This is a genomic window from Dialister sp. (genome assembly GCF_047832375.1).
In the GTDB taxonomy this organism is placed as follows: domain Bacteria; phylum Bacillota; class Negativicutes; order Veillonellales; family Dialisteraceae; genus Dialister.
Map to the genome: position 1 here is coordinate 695,641 of NZ_CP181256.1, position 18,900 is coordinate 714,540.

An 18,900-nucleotide genomic window follows, 5' to 3' on the forward strand; every position below is an offset into this window, starting at 1 on the left:
CGAGTGACTCTATCCGCAAGCATGCCAACCGCCAAACCCCAACAGCTCGATAAACCGCAATTTGATGACTTACTTATTTACTAAACAGGTGAACTATGTTTGATTCTTTAATTCGTAAATTCTTTCCATCCACGGAACGATTCTGGGAAGTCGTTCGATTCCTTATTGTAGGAGGGGGCTGTTTTCTTCTGGAATATGTCCTCCTTTTCACATTGACTGAATATGGTGGGCTGAATCCCCTGGTATCGGCTCCTATTGCTTTTACCGTGTCTCTGGTGGTAAACTACATTCTCTGTGTGTACGTGGTGTTCCATGCAAAGCAGCAAACTAAAAAGCAGATGGTTCTCTTTGCACTTACGTCGATTATAGGTCTTGGCATCAATCAGGTGGTCATGTGGTTTTTCATTGATATCGTGGGCATCTGGTATATGTTCGCCAAGGTGATTGCGTCAGCCATTGTAATGATATGGAACTACTTTACCAAAAGATATGTGCTTCACGGGCACATGTAAAAATTTATTCAAAAAGCGGTATCCAATGGGACCATTCCATTGGATGCCGCTTTTTGAATTCAGGAAAGTGCCTCTTTCAGTTGGGCCCTGAAGATATTAGCCCCGCCGTTGGCGGGGTGCCTGAGGCCGGTGACGGAAAAGCCGGCTTCGGTCAGGGTAGTTTCACTTTTCTTTCCAATGGCAAAGAGGGGAAGCGCACCGGCCATGTCCCAAAGTTCCTTCGTATAGGCAAGACCAATAGCCAGTTCCCGGTCATCGGGAGTGCGGTTCGTGAGGAGATTTCCTTTTTTATAGGGATGGAAGGGGAAAATATTCCACAGAAGGAATTCCTCCGGCGAAAGCCCGGCGTCAAGACAGGCTTTCCAGACTACCGAGTCCGTAGGTTCGTTGAACCCTTTTTCCCGCTGGGTTGGCTTTGTGATGAAGGGGCTGTCCACGCGGCTCGTCCGTTCTCCAGGACGGTGGAGAATCATGTCCGATGTAACCACCGGATGGCAGTCCAGCAGCATACGCTCGCAGGTCATGGCGATGCCGGAGAACTGACCGCCCTGGTAGCCGCAGGCTTCTGCCACAAGAAGAATTTTCGCCTTCCCCAGGCGGAGGGACAGGTAGTCAGTAAGGTTCCTCCGACGGATGACAACGGCCCCTTCCACGTCATAGTCGGGGTCGGTATCGTTCCAGGGATTGAAGGCGTTTTCTCCATGGAAGGCAATGAGGTGTTTCATAAAGGAAGAAATGGTCATGGTAAGTATCCTCCGGATGTGTATAAAGGGCTTTGCCAATTTCAGTTTGTCGAGCTGTTGGGTTTTGCGCTGATGGGTAGAGTCATTCGTGCGGAGCTTCTAGCTGCTAGCTCCTAGCTTCTAGGAAAGATCAACAGCCTACGGCACGAATGACTGATGGAAACAGGTAGGAAGCGCCGCAGGCGGACCAGCTTCCTTAGCAGCTAACAGCTAGAAGCTAGGAGCTCCATGCGAGTGACTTTACCCGTCAGCATGCAAAACCCATCAGCTCTACAAACCGCAATTGGACGATCCTCGGCAGTTTTAATCGTTCTCAGTCTGTTCAGCAGGATGGCTCTCCCGGTATTCCTCTTTCATCTGTTCCCGGGCTTCTTTGAAGGACTCCGGCAGGTCATCTTCCTGTGTCATTACATAGATGGTGCCATTCAGGAGCTGCTTGACCTGGCGGAAATGGTACTTGAGACCCCACTGGTCGAAGTACTTCTTATCGCTCTTCGAAACGAAGAGGAATACGGGGGTATCGGAATGGCGGTGGTCCTCCATGAAATCTTTATCCGAAATGGAAGGCATCACGTATTTTTCATCCCACAGGGGATTCCGCTCTTTTTCTTCGTCATCCCCTACCGGCGGCGGGACGATGCGGGCAGCCACTTCGCCGGTATAGAAAGTGTAGCCGGCGGGATAGGAGCGGAAGAAATAGTGCTCTCCCGGAGCCGCTTTCAGTTCCTGTCCTGCTTCCACGGCAGAGCGCCGGGGCAGGTAATGGGGAAGGCCTTCCATGATGAGGCAGAGGAAAATGGAAGCGGTTACGGCGGCCATGGTGGTGAGCCGTTTGCCGCTGCTCTTTTTATAGCGGATCACGAGTACCCAGAAAGCATAAGCGATAACGGCATAGAGAATCCACCAGCTGCCCTCTTTGATATAGAAGGAACCACCCAGGGCGGCTGCTGCAAAAAGCAGGAAGCCAAGGGCACTCCAGAGGAAAGGCTGCTTTTCTCCGTTCCGGATTCCCGGCGCCGCAAAGGCGGACAGGATGATGGCGGGGACGATGGCGATGTAGGTGTAGGTCACGTACTTGGTGGCCATGAGGGTATAGAAGAGAACGGTCCCCCAGCACCAGACCATGAGGAATCGATAGAACGGCGTCTTCTCTTTCCATCCTTTCACCATTTCATAGAAGGAGGCGAAAGTCCAGGGAAGGAGGGCGGCAGGGAGAATGAGGAGGTAATAGTACCAATGGTTATCTTCCGGGTGTTCCGATGATGTAGCACGGACGATATTGTGGAGCCCCAGGAACTGGTTCACAAAGTCGCTGCCATGGATCATATACATGCCCAGATACCAGGGCAGGGTCACCGCAAGGAAAACGAGAATTCCCTGCCAGGGGAAAAGGCGGACCGCCATTTTTCCCGATTTCATGGAAAGGCACCACAGGAGCAGCAGGGCGCCTGGCAGGACGAGACCCACAGGCCCCTTGGTGAGGCAGGCAAGGCCCGCTGCACCGTAGGCGATAATCAGATGTTTCTTATTATTTTCCATGACACCCAGGTATCCGGAGAGCATGGTGGGAATGGTAAAGAGGAGGAGCATGCTGTCCGTAATGATGGCGTGGGAAATTACCCAGAATTCCAGGGACAGGGCCATCATGGCGCCGGACCAGATGGCGATGACCGAATCTCTCCGAATCTTTTGGATATACCAGATAAGGAGAGTCACGGAGAGGGAGCCGCAGGCCACCGCCGGAAGCCGGGAGGCCAGGTCCGTAAACCCAAGGAGGGAGTAGCTCAGGGAAAGAAGCCAGTACACCATGATAGGCTTATCATACCAGTAGGTGCCGTAAATCTGGGGGGACATCCAGTTGCCGGACTGTACCATTTCTTTTGCCGTCAGGGCGTAATTGGACTCTACGGGATCCGTCACCGGCAGGAGCCAGGATCCCCAGAGCAGGAAAAGGAAGGCCGCAAGGAAAAAGAAGAGGAGTGTCTTCCACTGGCCATTATGGGATTCCGGTTCCTTTGGGATTGTGTGATTTTTTTTCTGTTTTCTGCTCACTGGGAAACCTCATCTTTCAAATACAAAGAGGCCGTATCCTTTTTCCAAAGGACGGTGAGGCCTTGTTTCTGATCCTTTGGCCATTTGTTGTAGACCTTGTCCTGCACAAGGATGTAAGCCTTTGGCGGGAGAGAAGTTTCTTCGTCTTTCCCGGGGAGAAGAACTCCATTTTCCGCATTCTTTTCATCTACGGACAATTTCTTCTTGTCAAATTCCGGAAGCGCCTTTCCATAGATGTCTGTATAGAATGCAATGGAAGGACGGTAGAAGGTATCGATGTAAAGAGGAATGGAGCTGTCAGTCTTTGTGTGCACCAATTCTTCTGCAATGGCTTTTGATGTAAAAAGGGAGGAAACAGGGGCTGCAAAGAGGCACCAGATGGAAAAGACAAATCCAACCATCAATAGGGCCTGGGAAACGAAGAATCCATGAATGCGGCCGGATTTCAATCTTTCCGCGGCCAGCAGGGATATGGCGGCCATGAAAAGGGCGGCGCCATAGCGGACGGCAGGTCCGCCGGCAGGAATAAAGGGCACGAAGGCAATGGCTCCGGCAATAAGAAGGCCGAAAATCACATGGCCGAGAAGGAAGGTCTTCGGAATGTGGCCCGATTTCTCGCAATCCGTGATATACATCCCCGCCAGCAGGGACAGCGGCGGGAACAGGGGAAGAATGTAGGAAAAGAGCTGGGTGGACGAGAAAGAGAAGAACAGGAAGATGAAGAGGGTCCACACCAGGAAATAGGAGGCATTGCGGTCCTTCATCCATGTTTTTGCCCGGCGGAAAAGGCCGGGAATGGTGCCAACCCAGGGATAAAATCCGACGAGTACCACCACAAGGTAGAGCCAGTAATGATTCTGCCCTGCATGCTCCGGGCTCACGAAACGGGTAATATTGTGGTACCCCAGGAAGGTATCGATGAAAGCGTTTCCATGGATCATGGCCATGTCTATGTACCAGGGAAGGCCTACAAGGCAGGCCAGGGGAATGCCCCAATACCACTTGAGGGCCATCACATTCTCCAGGGTAAAACGCTTTGTGAAAATCATCCAGAGCCCTACGATGAGGGCAGGAAATCCAAATCCGATGGGCCCCTTCGTGAGGAGCGCCAGGCCGCAGGCTATATAGGCAATGACGTAGTCTTTCCTGAGAAATGACAGGAGAGCTGCGGTGAGGGTCAATGTAAGAAGGGTATCGGTAACGCTGCTTCTAGCCAGAACGATGATTTCCAGGGAAGAAGCGCAGATGAAAGCACCCCGGAGGGCCGCTTTCTCACCGATAAGCCGGCGGGAAGCCAGATACAGATACACTGGGGTCAGGGCCCCCAGAAGGACCGAGGGAAGCCGGGCAGCCCAGGTAGATACGCCGAAAATAGAAAAAGACACCGCTTCCAGCCAGTAGAAAAGCGGCGGCTTATCATACCAGAAATCACCATAAATCCGGGGAGAAATCCAGTCTCTCGTGGCAATCATTTCTTTGGCCGTTTCCCCATAGACCGGTTCATCAGGATCCAGGAGAGGGATGAGGCCCACACCGGCACCGTAGAGCACAAGGCAGAACAGAAACAGGAAAAGACAGTTTTTATTGATTTTCATGATGCTTACTCTTCAGGTAGAAATGATAGCCCACAGCGATAAGAATGACAATGACAAAGCAGACACCGGCGATTTCCCATTTATAATCAAGGAGGAGCTTCCAGTTGTGGCCGAGTACGGAACCGGCATAAACGAGAAATATGGTCCAGGGAATAGTGCCGGCCAGTGTAAGGATCAGGAATTCCGGCAGTGGGAACTGGGCGATTCCAGCGGGCAGGGAAATAAAAGTACGAACACCGGGAAGAAGACGGCCTGTAAGAATGGCAATGGCGCCATAGTTTTCAAACCAGTCCTTGGCGGCAATGAGTTTCCTGGCACCAAGGCCGCCTTTGGAAGTGTGCTTCAGAATGAGGCCGCGGCCTCCTTTATACCCCATGTAATAGGACAGGAGGGAACCGGTAATGCCGGCTACGGTTCCGATGAGCACGGTGGGCCAGAAGGAAAAAATATTCTGGGATACAAGAAATCCCGCAAAGCCCAGGATGATTTCACTGGGAATGGGAATATTCATATTTTCCAGCACCATACAGACAAAGAGTGCCAGATAGCCCCAGTCTGAGAGGAATGTAATGATAATTTCCATAATAATCCTTTGCCTGCCCTGCAGGACTTCAATACAGTATATGGGTAACAGGATTGCTCCTGATTTTTATTATATAGGTAAATGTTATAGAAAATATAAACGGGAAAAAACTCCGGTTAAAAAGTGGGGCACAGGTCAACGAATTCAATCCTGCGATACTTTCGGATTTTAAACGACATATCTATGGCTGCCGGCAGAAGGTATTTTTCTGCAGGTATTGAAAATACATGTAGATATTCGCACTTTTAACTATAGCATGATACAAGGGGCAGGGTCAAATAAGAAGGCAATAAAAAGAGGGGCTGTAAAATAATGCGGTTTTCTGACGCTTCTTGCACACCGTTTTTCAGGTTCTAAAGGTTCTGCCGTACACGGAACCTTCAGAACCCTAGAATCATCTTTGCCAGATGAACAGAAAGTCATAATATCAGCGATTATTGCACAGCCCTTTGGCATGGATGGAGATGACAACCGGGTTCGAGAAAATAAGGAACCCAGGGAAAGCTTTTCCCTTGATGCAGGGGACCCGGAATATAGTGATGTCCCTGGCGAAGCTGCTGCCCGTCCCATAGTCCGGTCTTTTTCTTACCGGCTGGCGGCGATGGCGTCGTGAATGAGCCGGGCGTAGACCTTTGTGCCTTCCGGATTCGGATGAATCCGGTCACCGCTCAGCCATTCCGGATGGGTGGAAGCTACGCTGTACCAGTCTACAATGGTTACATTGGGATGTTCTTTGGCAATTTTTTGGATATACCGGTTATTGCTGTCCTGCCAGCTGGTGGCCGGGCAGTATACGTTCACCCAGAAAATCAGGCGGTCCGGTCCCAGGTATTCCAGGAGGGCCTTTGTCTGTTTTTCATACTGTCCGTCAATGGGGCCATTGGTGCCGAGGGCGATGACCACGGTGTGGCCCAGTTTCCCCATAGAATCCATCTGACGGGCCACATCCAGGCCGGCCCCTACGTAGCGGGATACCTTGGCATCGATGTAGCAGTTCGGAAGTACATCCCGGATGGCCATGGCGGAGCCCAGCATGACGGAGTCCCCAATGCAGGCGGCATCCCGGAGATTCGGATTATTTTCATCAATCACCGGCGCTGCAGGCTTCTTTTCATCCTGGTGCTTCAGGGCTTCTTCATTTTCTGCGAACCGTGCTTTCATTTCATCCGTATCCGATACTTTCACATCAGAGGAAGTCCAGATGCCCCGGGCCCCATAGACCATGAGAGTGAAACCGGGCAGAGAGAGGAACAGGAGTACAAGAATCTTGATCATCGCCATTTTCGGCTTCAGATGACGGGAAAAGAGGGCTTTCAGTCCCTGCACCAGGAGTTCGGTCCACACCGAGAGAAGGACGATGGCCGCCATTTCTGCCACCGGCATGAGGGGAGAAATTTCATTCCATCTCATGTACTGGCAGAGAAAGATGACCGGGTACTGCCAGAGAAAAATGCCATAGCTGTACTTGCCGATCCATTGGAGGAGGGGCGCATTGAGGAGGTGGCCGAAGGGCAGGTGCCTGTCGGAGGTCAGGAATATAAGAAGGCAGAAGAGGAGCGTATAGAGGAAGAGACCCGCTTCATACATAAAGGGCATGTCCCCTGACAGGTACACATATCCGTATCCTGTGAGTCCCAGGGAAGCCAGAAACAGTAAGGTGGCCAGATGCTTGTATCCATGGGAATGAGTGTTGGATACCGGATAATGGTACAGGAAAAATCCAAGGGCAGCGCCCAAAAGAAGGGCATAGACCCGGGTATCAGTTCCGTAATAGAGACGGGTGATGTCGGCGCCTTCGTTATAGAAGACAGGCATCCACAGGGCAGAGAGGAGGCCTGATGCCAAAAAGAAAGCGATTCCTGCCTTTCTCCCGTAAAAATAACGGACCCCCGCATAGAGGCAATAGAGAAGAGGCCAGATGAGATAATATTCCAGCTCTATCCCAAGAAACCAGAGATGGGTAAAGGGGGACTGGTTTGTGAGACGGGTGAAATAGTCGGCGCTCTGGGAAATCTGCCACCAGTTGTTGAATCCCAATAGAACAGAAAGGGCCTCGGGTCGAATGGCGGAAATCACCGGCGGCGCAAAGAAAGAGTAGGCCCCGATGGTGACGAGCATCATAATGAGAAGGGATGGATAAATCCGGGCAATCCTCTTCCTGTAGTAGGACAGCAGGGGGAAAGAGCCGGCATCCCCTTTTTTCTCACAGGTATAAGCCAGGAGGCATCCGGAAAGGACGAAAAAGAGGGATACCCCCAGGTAGCCGCCCCGGATGGTCTGTGGAAACATGTGGAACAGGGTAATGCCGATAATGGCCAGGGCCCGGAGACCGTCCAGTCCGCGGATGTGGCCGCCCAGCCCCTCCCGGGCTGTATGGTAAAAGTTTTTTGGGCAGGAGATGCAGCGGGCGCAGTAGGCACTGTAATTGCTCGTATCTGCCAGTATGATGCAGATGCGTGCATCGGGATACTCCTTTTCCAAAACTCTCTCATCGGAAGGAGCAGGGAGGGGTATATCCTCCTTTTCCCGGTCCTGCAGGAATTGGGCCAGCGCTTCCCGGGCCTTTTCCGCAATATCCATGGAGCTGCCTTCGGCCCGGCAGCCGGGAAGATCCGGGAAAAAGGCGGAATAGATCCGGCTTTTAGGATTATAGGTAAAAACGGCGGGATAAAAATATTTCATTCAGAGATTCCTTCTTAGTCATGGTATATATGAAATCGGACATTCGACAGCCCGGCGAATTTTCTCTCTGGGACTTCCTCTTTTTGAGAAAAAACAGGAAGCTGTTCCAGCTTCGAAGACAGGACCGGGCAGAATGGGTCCAGCAGGTATTTTTATGCATGAAAAACGCAGTTTGTACTGCCTGCAGCGTACTCTATTCTATACCATACAGCGGGAAGCTGCAAAGAAATTTTATATTATTTTTTTCCCTTTTTATCGGAGAAAATGATTCATGGGGCAGTCAAAAGTCCCATGGGAAAAAATGAAAATTTGACATTTATGTAACAAGTTGATAAAATATGCATAGATTGCATAAAGATACTGGAAATCAAAAAACGAATTTCAAGAATATTCTCTTGAAATCGTGAGATAAGGACCAGGTTTTCGGCTATTCTTTATGGGGAAGACAAAGGGGAGCCTGAATAAAAATTCATAGAGGCTTCCGGTAATGTAAAACAGACTATGTGGAGATGATTGTCATGATGGGTAAAAAATTGAAAATCGCATTGGCATTGGGGGCTATGGCTGCTACATTCCTGGCAGCCGGCTGCGGCGGCAGTTCCAAGAACAGCGCTTCCGCTTCTAAGAATGGCATTCCTTCCGTCATTCGGGTAGGATCAGAAACCACATTCCCGCCTTTCGAATTTACGAAAGATGATAAGTATGTGGGCTTTGATCTGGACCTGGCCGATGCGGTCATTAAACAGATGGGCAGCAAGATGGAATTCAAGAGCATGGGCTTTGATGCCCTTATCCCGGCCGTACAGTCCGGTCAGATCGATCTCATTGCTGCCGGCCTCAATGCAACTCCGGAACGGGCAAAGCAGGTGGCTTTCTCTGATCCCTATTTCACCCAGGATGGCTTCATCATCATCGTCAATAAAGACAATGACAGCATCAAAGACTGGGCTGACCTGGAAGGCAAGAACGTAGGCGCCCAGGTAGGTACACAGCAGGTAAAACTGGCCCAGGAAGCGAAAGCAGCCAATGTAAAACAGCTGGATTCCAACTCCCAGGCTTTCATGGAACTGCAGGCTAAGACGCTGGATGCCGTAGTCATCGACCAGCCGGTAGGCATGTACTACCTGAAACAGGGGGCGGATAAGGACCTGAAGATTGTAGGAACCGCCAAGGATGCCCAGGGTATGGTATTTGCCATGAAGAAAGACAATAAAGAACTGCAGGCAGCGGTGAATAAGGCTCTGAAAGAGTTGAAGGACAACGGCACCTACGATAAGATTTATAAGAAATGGTTCGGCGATGAAGCAAAGAAATAAATTTCTTTATTAATATGAAGTGTAAGACTCTCCTCCAGTTAATGGAGGAGAGCCTCTTTTTATTGGGCGCTTATTTATGGAATTTTATGCAATATATAATATAGACCATGGAAACAGCATCATGGATAGGCTTGACTAATTCGAAAATATACGATATAATACAGCCAGAATAAATCGATAAATATCGTTGTATTATTAATACTATAGATTTTGTACAAGAAAAAGGAGAAATATTATGTTTACATTACCTGAACTGCCCTATGCCTATAATGCCCTTGAACCGGTGATGGATGAAGCAACCCTCCATTTCCATCATGACAAACACCATGCTACCTATACAGCAAACCTGAACAAGGCGCTGGAATCGCATCCGGAACTGGCTGAAAAATCCATCCGTTACCTCATTGCCCATCTGAACCATCTTCCGGAAGACATCCGGGGAGCTGTCAGAAATAACGGAGGCGGTTATTTCAATCACGCCCTGTTCTGGGATATGATGGCTCCGGAAGGCAGCACATCCTTTGGCGGCCCTGTAGCTGAGCAGATTGCAAAGGACTTTGGTTCCTATGAAGAATTCAAAAAGAAATTCTCCGCTGCTGCGGTATCCCAGTTCGGAAGCGGCTGGGCATGGCTCGTGTGGAACGGAGATCATCTGGAAGTCCTGTCCACCGCCAACCAGGATAATCCTCTTACCGAAGGGAAGAAACCGCTCCTGGCCCTGGATGTTTGGGAACATGCTTACTACCTTCAGTACCAGAACCGGAGGCCGGACTTCGTAGCATCTTTCTTTCGCATCATCAACTGGGACTATGTGAATGAGCTCTTTGCAGATGCAAAGAAGAGCAGAAAATGCGGCGCCGCTGAATAATAAATGGAAGTGAAAAAGACCTGCCGGAAGGCAGGTCTTTTTGGGTGGGAAGGAATATTTCAGTTTGTCGAGCTGTTGAGTTTGATACTGGTGGGTAGAGTTATTCGGGCGGGGGCTTCTAGCTTCTAGCTGCTAGCTCCTAGGAAAGCGGGCCAGCCTACGGCACGAATGACTGACGGAAATACCGGGTAGAAGCGCCGCAGGCGGATCAGCCTTCCTAACAGCTAGCCGCTAGAAGCTAGGAGCTCCATGCGAGTGACTCTATCCGCAAGTATGCCAAACCGTTCGCTCCAACAGCTCTACAAACCGCAATTGGCAGGTCCTCGTATCTTATCATCTACCCTTAATTCTTCTCCGCAAATTCCAGGGCTTCCGCTTCTTCTTTCAGTTCATTCTTGTTTGTGCTTCCCGGGAACCACTGGATGCGTAGGGGGAGACGGAAGGTCTTTTCAAAATCCTTAATCAGGTTCTGCACCGCATGGGCAGGGACATCGAAATTATCCCGGCTCGTGTAAATGCGAAGATCCATGGCCTGCCGGGAAGAGGTGCAGATGAGTTTCGTAATACACTGCTCATGGCTTTCATCGAGCCCTTCCGCCACGGCCAGGAACAGGGCCATCATACGGACTTCCTTCATCTGCAGGTCCGAAAGAATGCGGACATGGGTATTGGATTTCAGGAACTTACTGGAATAGCCATGGTGGAAAGCGCAGATGAGGGCGCACATGATCTGTTCCCTGTGGGACCAGCCGAATATGTGGGCATTGGCGGTGATGTAGGCACTGTGCCGGGCATGACTGTAGTAGTTGACGATAGTACCCGTATCGTGAAGAAGACCGGCGGCTGCCAGAATTCTCCGCATCCGGTCATTGAGATGGTGCATCTTTTTCCACTGGTCAAACATGGAGAGAGCCATGGCCGTGACGTAGGAGGTATGGAAATCATATTCCACCGGCAAGGTGTAGAGATAGTTCTTTACAGAAGAAAAGAGCATATCATTGCGCCAGTGGTTTTCTTTATCATATAGGGGATCGTAGTAATGGAAGAACAGTCCTTCCCGGAGGCCGCAGCCGGAAATAGTGAGGTACGAAGATTTGGCTTTCCGCACGATTTCCTGGACCACCAGGGCTCCCGCAATGATGATATCCGCCCGTTCCGAAGAGAGACCGGAAATCTTCTGACGCTCTTCGTAGGTCTTGGAACAGATGGATTTCACCATGGAAAAGAGATTTTCCACAGGGAGATTGTAATTGTGCAGCTTTGGCAGGGGATAGGAAGAGGCCCGCTGGTGTACTTTCGCCAGGTTTCGGACGGTGCCGCCGACACCGATGACTTCCATGGGCTCTTTGGGAAGCCAGGGAATTTCATCGAGTTTCTTCTGGATAAAGTCCCGGATTTCATTGATTTTATTGTATCCCACATCGCCGGAGGACTGGAACATCTCCGTCAGGGTAACAGCGCCCATGGGGATGCTGACGGAATGGATCCGCTTTTTGTCTTTCACAAGGGAAATTTCCACGCTGGCTCCGCCCAAATCGAAAAGGAGAAAATTCTTCCGGTCTATGGTGTGGATGACCCCTGAAAAACCGAGTGCCGCCTCCGCTTTTCCGCTGATGATGGTCATGGGAATGCCGGTGGTCAGCCGGACCCGCTTCAGGAAAGAAGCTCCGTTAATGGCATTTCGAACCGCCGCTGTGGCTACGGCCATGACTTTTTTGACCTTCTGTACCGCGATGATATGGGAATAAACGGCAAGGCATTTTAATGCCCGCTGCTGGGCCTCTTCCGTCAGCTGCCGGGAATCCATGGTCATTCCTTCTGCCAGACGGATAGACTTCTTTTCCTGGTAGACCAACCGGTAAGCACCGTGGGCTCCAATCTGCATAATGACAAAACGGATAGAGTTTGAACCCAGGTCAATGATTGCAATTCGCTCCATGGTATCTCCTTTATAGCAGCTACATAAAATCTAGCTGCTTATTATTATTTATTATCCTTATTTTACAACAGAAAGAGCTTGAAAAGAAGAAATCCCCATCATTTGGAAATTGTAAAATCTCGGTAAAGGAAGAAGTGACAAGTAGTGGGATGGTCACTCAAAAGGATAGGACAGTCAACCCTGTGTATCAGCGATTCTTTATTTTATACACCAGTCCTGTAATGGCAAGAATAACGGTGAAAGCAGTGATTGTCATGGACCAAGCGATGCCGAAGTGCATGTATCCTTCAAAGGAGAAGTCCCAGGTGAAGTACATGATGGTCAGTATGGCGGCGGCAATGCAGCCTATGGCGAGGATGGTCGGCTTTTCCCGGTAGGTAAATAGAAAACAGATCCCTGCTATGTAACCGGCTATGCCGGCAGCGGAAAGCATATCGTCGTGGTAGAGAACAAGGGAGACGATGGAAAGAATGAATGCGTATTTCAATGAAAACTCCTTTCTTTGCTGGATGTATTGCCAATTTCAATTTGTCGAGCTGTTAAGTTCGACAATGGAGGGTAGAGTCATTCGAGCGGGGGCTTCTAGCTGCCAGCTCCTGGCTTTTAGGAAAGCTGGCCAGCTTACGGCACGAATGACTGACGGAAATACCGGGTGGAAGCGCCGCAGGCGGATCAGCCTTCCTGGCTGCTAGCCGCTAGAAGCTAGGAGCTCCATGCGAGTGGCTCTATCCGCAAGCATGCCAACCGCCAAATCCCAACAGCTCTACAAACCGCAATAGACCGTACGGCCAGACCTATTTGACCAGCTGCTCGAAGTCTTTGTCCCCGTGGAGCCAGGTGAAGTGATCCTGTACCCGGGCCTGGGGCTTTACATTCTGGGGGTCCAGGTCGATAGCCTTTTTGAGATATTCCAGGGCCTTGGGCTTGTCCCTTTTATCGGCATAGTCCGTGGCGATACCATAGTAGGACCAGGTATTCTTGGGGTCTTTGGCAAGGACTTTCTGGAAAAAGGTGATGGATTCGTCGTAGTGTTTCCCCAGCTTCTGGGCCATGGCCATGTCGAAGAAGGCCTGCACATAGTCCGGGTTGATGGATAAGGACTTTTGGATGGTGACGATTCCTTCTTCCGGGGACACGTCAAAGGCCTGGATAATGCCCTTGAGAGACAGGGCTTTATAGTTTTCTTCATCTTTCGCCAGGGCATCATTGGCCAGCTGCAGGGCGGTGAGATGGTCCCCTTTTCCATAGGCCGTCACCGCTTTACGGTAAATATCCTCTGATTCCTTTGCAATGACATGGATCTGGGGAGCCGATTGGGACAGGGCAGGAGCAGAGGAAGCCGGCGGCTTTCCTGTGCCGCAGCCGGCAGAAATCAGGGTAATGGCAATGAGACAGCAGATGGGAAGAACTTTCATGGAATCTCCTTTTTTCCCTGCGCCAGGGCAGGGATTTTAGTATAATGGGTGAAGAATATTTCAGTTTGTCGAGCTGTTAAGTTCGACACTGGAAGGTAGAGTCATTCGAGTGGGGGCTTCTATAGTGAACGACAAAAATAACTTTATTTAAAGCTGCACAGGGTTCGAAGCTGATTATTTGGCTTTTTCCAAGCCTCGAATGCTTTTTCAACTGTTTCCATAAGTTCCATTAAGGTTGCAAAGAAACGATTGTGTGTATATTCTCTGCGGGTTTTTCTCCAAACCTGTTCGATTGGATTCAGATCAGGTGAATAGGGAGGAAGCATCAAAATTGTAATTTTATCTGATATATCCGCATATTCTGGCCGCTTTTCTACAGCAATTAGTCGATAGGCCTTTTTGTGCCAAGGGGCATTGTCCATTACCAGAACATAATGCTTGCCTTCCGGCAACGGTTTTGCAGCCAAGAACTCACGAATAGAGGCTATTGTGGTCTCATAGTTGAATTTCTCCGGCTTTGTCGTAAATAACTCTCCGGTTTCTGGGATAACAAACCCACTATAAGGAGACTTGAAACGTGCCGGGAATGATTTCACCTTAGGTGCACTGCCTTTTTCATACCATCCACGTGTAATTGTAGTCTGAATTTGGAAATGCACTTCGTCCTGAAATGTCAGAATTGCGGTACTGTCTGCTTTTACTTCGTCGATTTTTTTTTAAAGGCAATTCGTTCATCCGTATCTTCGTATCCCTTGGATGGATATAGTTGGGGGCGGATAAGGGAAAAGCCCAGACTGTGAAATAGACGTTGGCATTGTCTAACGCTTAGCGTAGTGTTGTACTTACTACTGATATAGTCAGACAAGCTCGGCCCATCCCAGACATTGTAGCCGTATTGTTTTGGCTCGGAAGTAAGGGCCTGCTTGATTTCTTTTAGCTGCCCGTTGGTAAGCTTTGAGGGCCGGCCTTTGTGCCCTTTTAATTTAAGTGCGTCAAAGCCCTTTTCATCAGCAATTTTTACCCAGGATGAAATTGTCATCTTGCTTACACCAGCTAATTTACTGATTTGGGAAGCAGACAAACCGGATAGAACCATGTTTACGGAGAATACTCTGAAATGGAACCTGGCGTCATCAGTAGACGACATAATCTCCTTACCTTGTCTCAAAAGTTCTTCCGGATCAGTGTGATACTTTCGATTGTTCATATGTACTGTACCTCCAATTGAAGTATAGCACATAGATACATCAATTTAAAGTAAAGTAATTAATGTCGTTTACTATAGCTGCTAGCTCCTGGCTTTTAGGAAAGCTGGCCAGCCTACGGCACGAATGACTGACGGAAATACCGGGTGGAAGCGCCGCAGGCGGATCAGCCTTCCTGGCTGCTAGCCGCTAGAAGCTAGGAGCTCCATGCGAGTGGCTCTATCCGCAAGCATGCCAACCGCCAAACCCCAACAGCTCGACAAACCGCAATTGGATGTACGACATACAACATACCTATTATACCAAAGGAGGAACGTTATGAGTCGATTTGCTTTTATTACCGGCGCCACCAGCGGGATTGGACTGGCCTCTGCCCATGCATTGGCAAGAAAAGGATATGACCTCGTCATTGCAGCCAGAAACGGGGAGAAACTGGAGCAGGCCAAAAAGGACATAGAAGAGCAGGAAAAAGTAAAAGTGACCACCTATAAGCTCGACGTCCGTAATCCGGAAGAAATTCACCGGGTGGCGGAGGACTGCCTCAAACATGTGGGAACCCCTTATATTCTCCTGAACGATGCGGGCCTTGCCAGGGGGCTTGAACCTTATGGAGAAACAGCAGAGGAAGATACACTCCAGATGGTGGATACCAATATCAAAGGCCTTTTCCTTGTCACCCGGGCATTCCTTCCGTCCATGCTGGAAAAGAATGAAGGCCACATCATCAATCTCGGATCCACTGCAGGGCTCTATGCTTACGCCGGTGCAGCGGTGTACTGTGCCACCAAGGCCGCTGTAAAGACATTCAGCGATGGAATCCGTATCGATGTGATTGACAGTGATATCAAAGTGACTACCATTCAGCCGGGTATCGTGGAAACCCCATTCAGCGAAGTTCGTTTCCATGGAGATAAGAAGCGGGCGGATGCGGTGTATGAAGGCATTGATGCCCTCCAGGCGGAAGATATTGCCAATGTGATCGCATTTGTGGTGGACCAGCCGAAACGGGTACAGATCAGTGATGTGGTCATCATGGCCAACCAGCAGGCCACAGGGTTCATGGTAAGTAAAAAGAAAAAGTAACACAGTTTACCTATCAACCGGGCGGTCAAGGCATGGGAAAAGTGGCTCAAGGGGAAAGGGCAACGCCTGGGGGGAGGAGCGGCGCACAATATTTAGAGGCACCGCAGAATATGTATTTCGCGGCTTCGTCGCTGATTACAAAATTGGCGGCGCTATATGAATTGTGCGCCGCTCCTTCCCCTTGGCCGGAGGCCATTTTCCTTCAGCCACTTCGCCGAAGGCGTTACCCTTCAGCCACTTTCTGCATATTAACGTGCTTCATCTGTCAATTCGATGTTGGTAAATTTTTATTGTCAAGCATTTTTGAAAATGTCCCGAGAATTGTCATTTAATAGCCCCGCAATAGTGGGGCTATTTTGAGTGGTTAGGCCAGTATGTTACTAAAATATGTTACGCGATGCAAGTTCTTCTGGATCTTGTCTGGAATGATGCGGTCTTGTAAGGACGTAATGACGGAAAGATGCCTGCTTCCATGGGTGACTCATCGGTGGAATCCAGTGTTTCTGAGGCTTTGGTTTGGTATAGTCAGCATCAAGCTCAGGAGATTTCTTCTGGCGCAAAGGGATGGCTTCCAGCGCGTAGATACTGGTATCGTTAACACTGCAGTAGAGTTCGCCGTTGAAAGCCCGTATGACTAGTACTTTGGTTCCGCTGGCATAATGCACCTGATGGCCTTCTGAATCAAGCATACGATAGTACTGACGCTGGAAACGGATGCAGTGGCCTCTGTCTACCGTACGGCCTGTAAGTACAGCCAGTATCAGGTTGATCCTCTCATCTGACGGTTGCGTCACAAAAGCTGATTTGGTACTATTGGGGGGAAGTGCAAACTTCGCATTGAATTCTTTTAGGTAGGACTTGAGGAATTCATTGGCGTCTGCAATAGTCGTGATGCCTGCCTGTCTCAGCTCAATCGGCAGGCGCGACTGCAGCGTCTCATTGAGCCGCTCAACCCGGCCTTTGGCCTGTGGTACGCTGCTTGACTCAAGGTGTATCCCCAGTTGCCTGCAAGCGTAACCGAACTGCGTATAGGTATCCTCGTCGATGGACGGGGATCCTTTTTGTTTGTAAATGAACACAGTGCGTTTATCCGTGAAGATTTCCACAGGGATTCCGTAATCTTTGAGAGTCTGCCAGAGGACATGGTAATAGCCGTTCAGGGTCTCCTGGGTGTCAAAATAGCCGCCAGTCACGATGCCAGTAGCATCATCAATGAAGAGGTGGAGATGCCAGATCTTCCCGGGGACCCATTCATATGGAGTGGCATCACCCTGCAGCTGTTCCCCAAAGTAAGCATGCCGTGGACGCCGGCTGTGGGCATCTTCAGCAGCCACAAGATTGACTTGTATTTCCATCTGCTTTTTTCTGGATTTCGTGTTGCTTTTCATTGCTTCCAATTTCCTCCTGATCCGTTTTCTTTTGGCCCGTGTAGCCTTAGGAGAGAGAATAAAGGCTGCCTCAAGAATGGAGGCTACAGAGGAAACAGAGACATGGATATTCTCATGTCTGTCCAGAAGTTCGGTAAAGTGGGTAAAATTGGCGCCATAGTACTCATTCTGGTAAAGAGCCACAATTTTTTCTCTGAGTGAGGCTGGAAGTGTTGTTACGGGTTGTCTACCCCTGTTCCCGTGGACAAATGCTGCTTTACCTTCCTGACGATAGCGCAGGATTAACCGGTTCACGGTGCGGACAGTGCACCCCAGCCGGACTGCTGCTGCAAGCTTGTTGCCATCTGGATGAGCAACAAGAGATTTGATTGTTTCATATTTGAACTGCTCGTCCATCGTTAATTCAACCTTTCTGATAAAAATTCCTCCCATCACTTGCGTTAAGATTGTGATGAGATTATACCATGACTGGGACATTTTCATTTGTGGTTACTTGAGACAATATCACTTGTGGTTCATAGTCAATTCGATGTTGGTAAATTTTTATTTGCAATTCATCCCTGCTTCTTGTATAATATAAAAGCTTGCTATTCCGCAGGCAACTTCCTGGCCCGTAGCGAGTGCGGGACATAGGTCCGAAAAGGAGGCGAATTTCGTGAAAAAGTATGAAGTTATGTTCATTGTGAACGCAGCTGATGATGAAGTCATTAAGGCTGCTGTCAAACTGGTACAGGACACCATCACCAGAATCGGTGGTACCATTGACAAAGTTGATGAATGGGGCAAACGTCATCTTGCGTACGAAGTAAAGCATCAGAGTGAAGGCTACTACGTAGTAGTAGATTTCCAGGCTGATCCGGCGCAGATTAAAGAACTTGACCGCGTTATCAAGATTCATGAAGAAATTATCCGTCATATCATTGTAAAACAGGATGACTAAGAGGTAGCACAATGAATTCAGTTCAAGTTATGGGTAACCTGGCACGGGATCCGGTCGTTCGCGCAACGAAAACCGGTCGTTCCGTAGCATCTTTCACCGTGGCAGTCAATCGTAACTACGTGACTCCCCAAGGCGAACAGCGGGAGCTGACAGACTGGATTAATGTGGTTGCCTGGGGCTCCCTGGCTGAAGCCGTAGGCAATCAGCTGAGAAAGGGAATGCGTGTCTTTGTAGAGGGACGCTATTCTACCCGCTCTTACGATGCACAGGATGGAACGAGAAAGTATGTCACTGAAGTGGTGGCCAATTTTGTCGCCATTCCTTTAGGAACAAACAGTTCTTCTTCCTACGCACCGCAGCAGCCTCAGGGTAATTCTTTCGGCGGAAACGGTTTCGGCGGAAATAATAATTTCGGCGGAAACGGTGGAAACAATGGCAGTTTTGGAGGAAACGGCTTTAACAACAATGCTCCCTCCGGACAGAACAGCCAGCCGGGAGGCAATTTTGGTCAATTTGGTCCTAAAGGAAAAGATGAAGATATTCCTTTCTGATGTGCATTGATTTTGGAGGATATAGAAA

Annotated in this window: 17 protein-coding genes; 6 read left to right on the forward strand and 11 right to left on the reverse strand. The window is 49.5% G+C overall.

What is annotated here, in order from left to right; all coding sequences use genetic code 11:
• Positions 1-95 precede the first annotated feature (95 nt).
• A complete protein-coding gene (locus ACFWUL_RS02930; RefSeq protein WP_416177750.1) occupies positions 96-512 on the forward strand; it encodes a GtrA family protein in 417 nt (138 codons plus the stop codon).
• A gap of 59 nt (positions 513-571) precedes the next feature.
• Here ACFWUL_RS02930 and ACFWUL_RS02935 read toward each other — a convergent pair whose 3' ends face one another.
• From ACFWUL_RS02935 to ACFWUL_RS02955, 5 genes are all read right to left on the reverse strand, one after another.
• Positions 572-1,255 carry a uracil-DNA glycosylase gene (locus ACFWUL_RS02935; protein WP_416177751.1) on the reverse strand — a complete coding sequence of 228 codons (684 nt, stop codon included), beginning with the start codon at positions 1,253-1,255 and terminating at the stop codon, positions 572-574.
• Positions 1,256-1,558: 303 nt separating this feature from the next.
• Positions 1,559-3,307 carry an ArnT family glycosyltransferase gene (locus tag ACFWUL_RS02940; protein WP_416177752.1) on the reverse strand — a complete coding sequence of 583 codons (1,749 nt, stop codon included), beginning with the start codon at positions 3,305-3,307 and terminating at the stop codon, positions 1,559-1,561.
• Entirely contained in the window at positions 3,304-4,902 is a 1,599-nt protein-coding gene (locus tag ACFWUL_RS02945) for an ArnT family glycosyltransferase (protein ID WP_416177753.1), read from the reverse strand. Before ACFWUL_RS02945 ends, ACFWUL_RS02940 begins: the two co-directional genes overlap by 4 nt.
• Positions 4,889-5,485, reverse strand: coding sequence for a DedA family protein (locus tag ACFWUL_RS02950; RefSeq protein ID WP_416177754.1), 597 nt, complete (start codon positions 5,483-5,485; stop codon positions 4,889-4,891). The genes ACFWUL_RS02945 and ACFWUL_RS02950 overlap by 14 nt, the downstream gene beginning before the upstream one ends.
• Before the next feature lie 585 nt (positions 5,486-6,070).
• Positions 6,071-8,167: an acyltransferase family protein gene (locus ACFWUL_RS02955; RefSeq protein WP_416177755.1), complete on the reverse strand. Its 2,097-nt coding sequence runs from the start codon at positions 8,165-8,167 to the stop codon at positions 6,071-6,073.
• 518 nt (positions 8,168-8,685) lie between these two features.
• Here ACFWUL_RS02955 and ACFWUL_RS02960 point away from each other — a divergent pair.
• Together ACFWUL_RS02960 and ACFWUL_RS02965 are read left to right on the forward strand one after the other, a co-directional pair.
• Positions 8,686-9,483: a basic amino acid ABC transporter substrate-binding protein gene (locus ACFWUL_RS02960; protein WP_416177756.1), complete on the forward strand. Its 798-nt coding sequence runs from the start codon at positions 8,686-8,688 to the stop codon at positions 9,481-9,483.
• 232 nt (positions 9,484-9,715) lie between these two features.
• Positions 9,716-10,351: a superoxide dismutase gene (locus ACFWUL_RS02965; RefSeq protein ID WP_416178109.1), complete on the forward strand. Its 636-nt coding sequence runs from the start codon at positions 9,716-9,718 to the stop codon at positions 10,349-10,351.
• A gap of 343 nt (positions 10,352-10,694) precedes the next feature.
• On the opposite strand, the gene ACFWUL_RS02970 is transcribed toward ACFWUL_RS02965, so the two are convergent.
• The 5 genes from ACFWUL_RS02970 to ACFWUL_RS02990 all read right to left on the reverse strand — a co-directional run bounded on the left by ACFWUL_RS02970 (position 10,695) and on the right by ACFWUL_RS02990 (position 14,912).
• Positions 10,695-12,290: a Ppx/GppA family phosphatase gene (locus ACFWUL_RS02970; protein WP_416177757.1), complete on the reverse strand. Its 1,596-nt coding sequence runs from the start codon at positions 12,288-12,290 to the stop codon at positions 10,695-10,697.
• Between the two features lie 187 nt (positions 12,291-12,477).
• Positions 12,478-12,777 carry a hypothetical protein gene (locus tag ACFWUL_RS02975; protein ID WP_416177758.1) on the reverse strand — a complete coding sequence of 100 codons (300 nt, stop codon included), beginning with the start codon at positions 12,775-12,777 and terminating at the stop codon, positions 12,478-12,480.
• 307 nt (positions 12,778-13,084) lie between these two features.
• On the reverse strand, positions 13,085-13,705 hold the full coding sequence (locus tag ACFWUL_RS02980; protein ID WP_297020065.1) for a tetratricopeptide repeat protein: 621 nt from the start codon (positions 13,703-13,705) through the stop codon (positions 13,085-13,087).
• 143 nt (positions 13,706-13,848) lie between these two features.
• The gene (locus ACFWUL_RS02985) at positions 13,849-14,415 is read right to left on the reverse strand and encodes an IS630 family transposase (protein ID WP_416178110.1); all 567 of its coding nucleotides are present in this window, start codon (positions 14,413-14,415) and stop codon (positions 13,849-13,851) included.
• Positions 14,403-14,912, reverse strand: a complete 510-nt coding sequence (locus ACFWUL_RS02990; RefSeq protein WP_416177170.1) for a helix-turn-helix domain-containing protein — start codon at positions 14,910-14,912, stop codon at positions 14,403-14,405. Before ACFWUL_RS02990 ends, ACFWUL_RS02985 begins: the two co-directional genes overlap by 13 nt.
• 316 nt (positions 14,913-15,228) lie before the next feature.
• Here ACFWUL_RS02990 and ACFWUL_RS02995 point away from each other — a divergent pair, with 316 nt between their 5' ends.
• Positions 15,229-15,993, forward strand: coding sequence for an SDR family NAD(P)-dependent oxidoreductase (locus ACFWUL_RS02995; protein ID WP_416177759.1), 765 nt, complete (start codon positions 15,229-15,231; stop codon positions 15,991-15,993).
• Positions 15,994-16,373: 380 nt separating this feature from the next.
• Here ACFWUL_RS02995 and ACFWUL_RS03000 read toward each other — a convergent pair whose 3' ends face one another.
• On the reverse strand, positions 16,374-17,864 hold the full coding sequence (locus tag ACFWUL_RS03000) for an ISNCY family transposase (protein WP_416176844.1): 1,491 nt from the start codon (positions 17,862-17,864) through the stop codon (positions 16,374-16,376).
• Between the two features lie 172 nt (positions 17,865-18,036).
• Between ACFWUL_RS03000 and rpsF the strand changes: the two genes are divergently transcribed.
• Together rpsF and ACFWUL_RS03010 are read left to right on the forward strand one after the other, a co-directional pair.
• Complete coding sequence (rpsF, locus tag ACFWUL_RS03005; RefSeq protein ID WP_296098817.1) at positions 18,037-18,321, forward strand: 30S ribosomal protein S6; 285 nt, start codon at positions 18,037-18,039, stop codon at positions 18,319-18,321.
• An 11-nt stretch (positions 18,322-18,332) separates the two neighbouring features.
• Positions 18,333-18,872, forward strand: coding sequence for a single-stranded DNA-binding protein (locus ACFWUL_RS03010; RefSeq protein WP_297020069.1), 540 nt, complete (start codon positions 18,333-18,335; stop codon positions 18,870-18,872).
• Positions 18,873-18,900 lie beyond the last annotated feature (28 nt).

Bases quoted from the DNA above. Each gene is read 5' to 3' on its own strand.
- ACFWUL_RS02995 (WP_416177759.1), top strand. From the start codon at position 15,229: ATGAGTCGATTTGCTTTTATTACCGGCGCCACCAGCGGGATTGGACTG.
- ACFWUL_RS02945 (WP_416177753.1), bottom strand. From the start codon at position 4,902: ATGAAAATCAATAAAAACTGTCTTTTCCTGTTTCTGTTCTGCCTTGTG.
- ACFWUL_RS02990 (WP_416177170.1), bottom strand. From the start codon at position 14,912: ATGAACAATCGAAAGTATCACACTGATCCGGAAGAACTTTTGAGACAA.
- ACFWUL_RS02980 (WP_297020065.1), bottom strand. From the start codon at position 13,705: ATGAAAGTTCTTCCCATCTGCTGTCTCATTGCCATTACCCTGATTTCT.
- ACFWUL_RS02960 (WP_416177756.1), top strand. From the start codon at position 8,686: ATGATGGGTAAAAAATTGAAAATCGCATTGGCATTGGGGGCTATGGCT.
- ACFWUL_RS03010 (WP_297020069.1), top strand. From the start codon at position 18,333: ATGAATTCAGTTCAAGTTATGGGTAACCTGGCACGGGATCCGGTCGTT.
- ACFWUL_RS03000 (WP_416176844.1), bottom strand. From the start codon at position 17,864: ATGAAAATGTCCCAGTCATGGTATAATCTCATCACAATCTTAACGCAA.
- ACFWUL_RS02950 (WP_416177754.1), bottom strand. From the start codon at position 5,485: ATGGAAATTATCATTACATTCCTCTCAGACTGGGGCTATCTGGCACTC.
- ACFWUL_RS02955 (WP_416177755.1), bottom strand. From the start codon at position 8,167: ATGAAATATTTTTATCCCGCCGTTTTTACCTATAATCCTAAAAGCCGG.
- ACFWUL_RS02930 (WP_416177750.1), top strand. From the start codon at position 96: ATGTTTGATTCTTTAATTCGTAAATTCTTTCCATCCACGGAACGATTC.
- ACFWUL_RS02935 (WP_416177751.1), bottom strand. From the start codon at position 1,255: ATGACCATTTCTTCCTTTATGAAACACCTCATTGCCTTCCATGGAGAA.
- ACFWUL_RS02970 (WP_416177757.1), bottom strand. From the start codon at position 12,290: ATGGAGCGAATTGCAATCATTGACCTGGGTTCAAACTCTATCCGTTTT.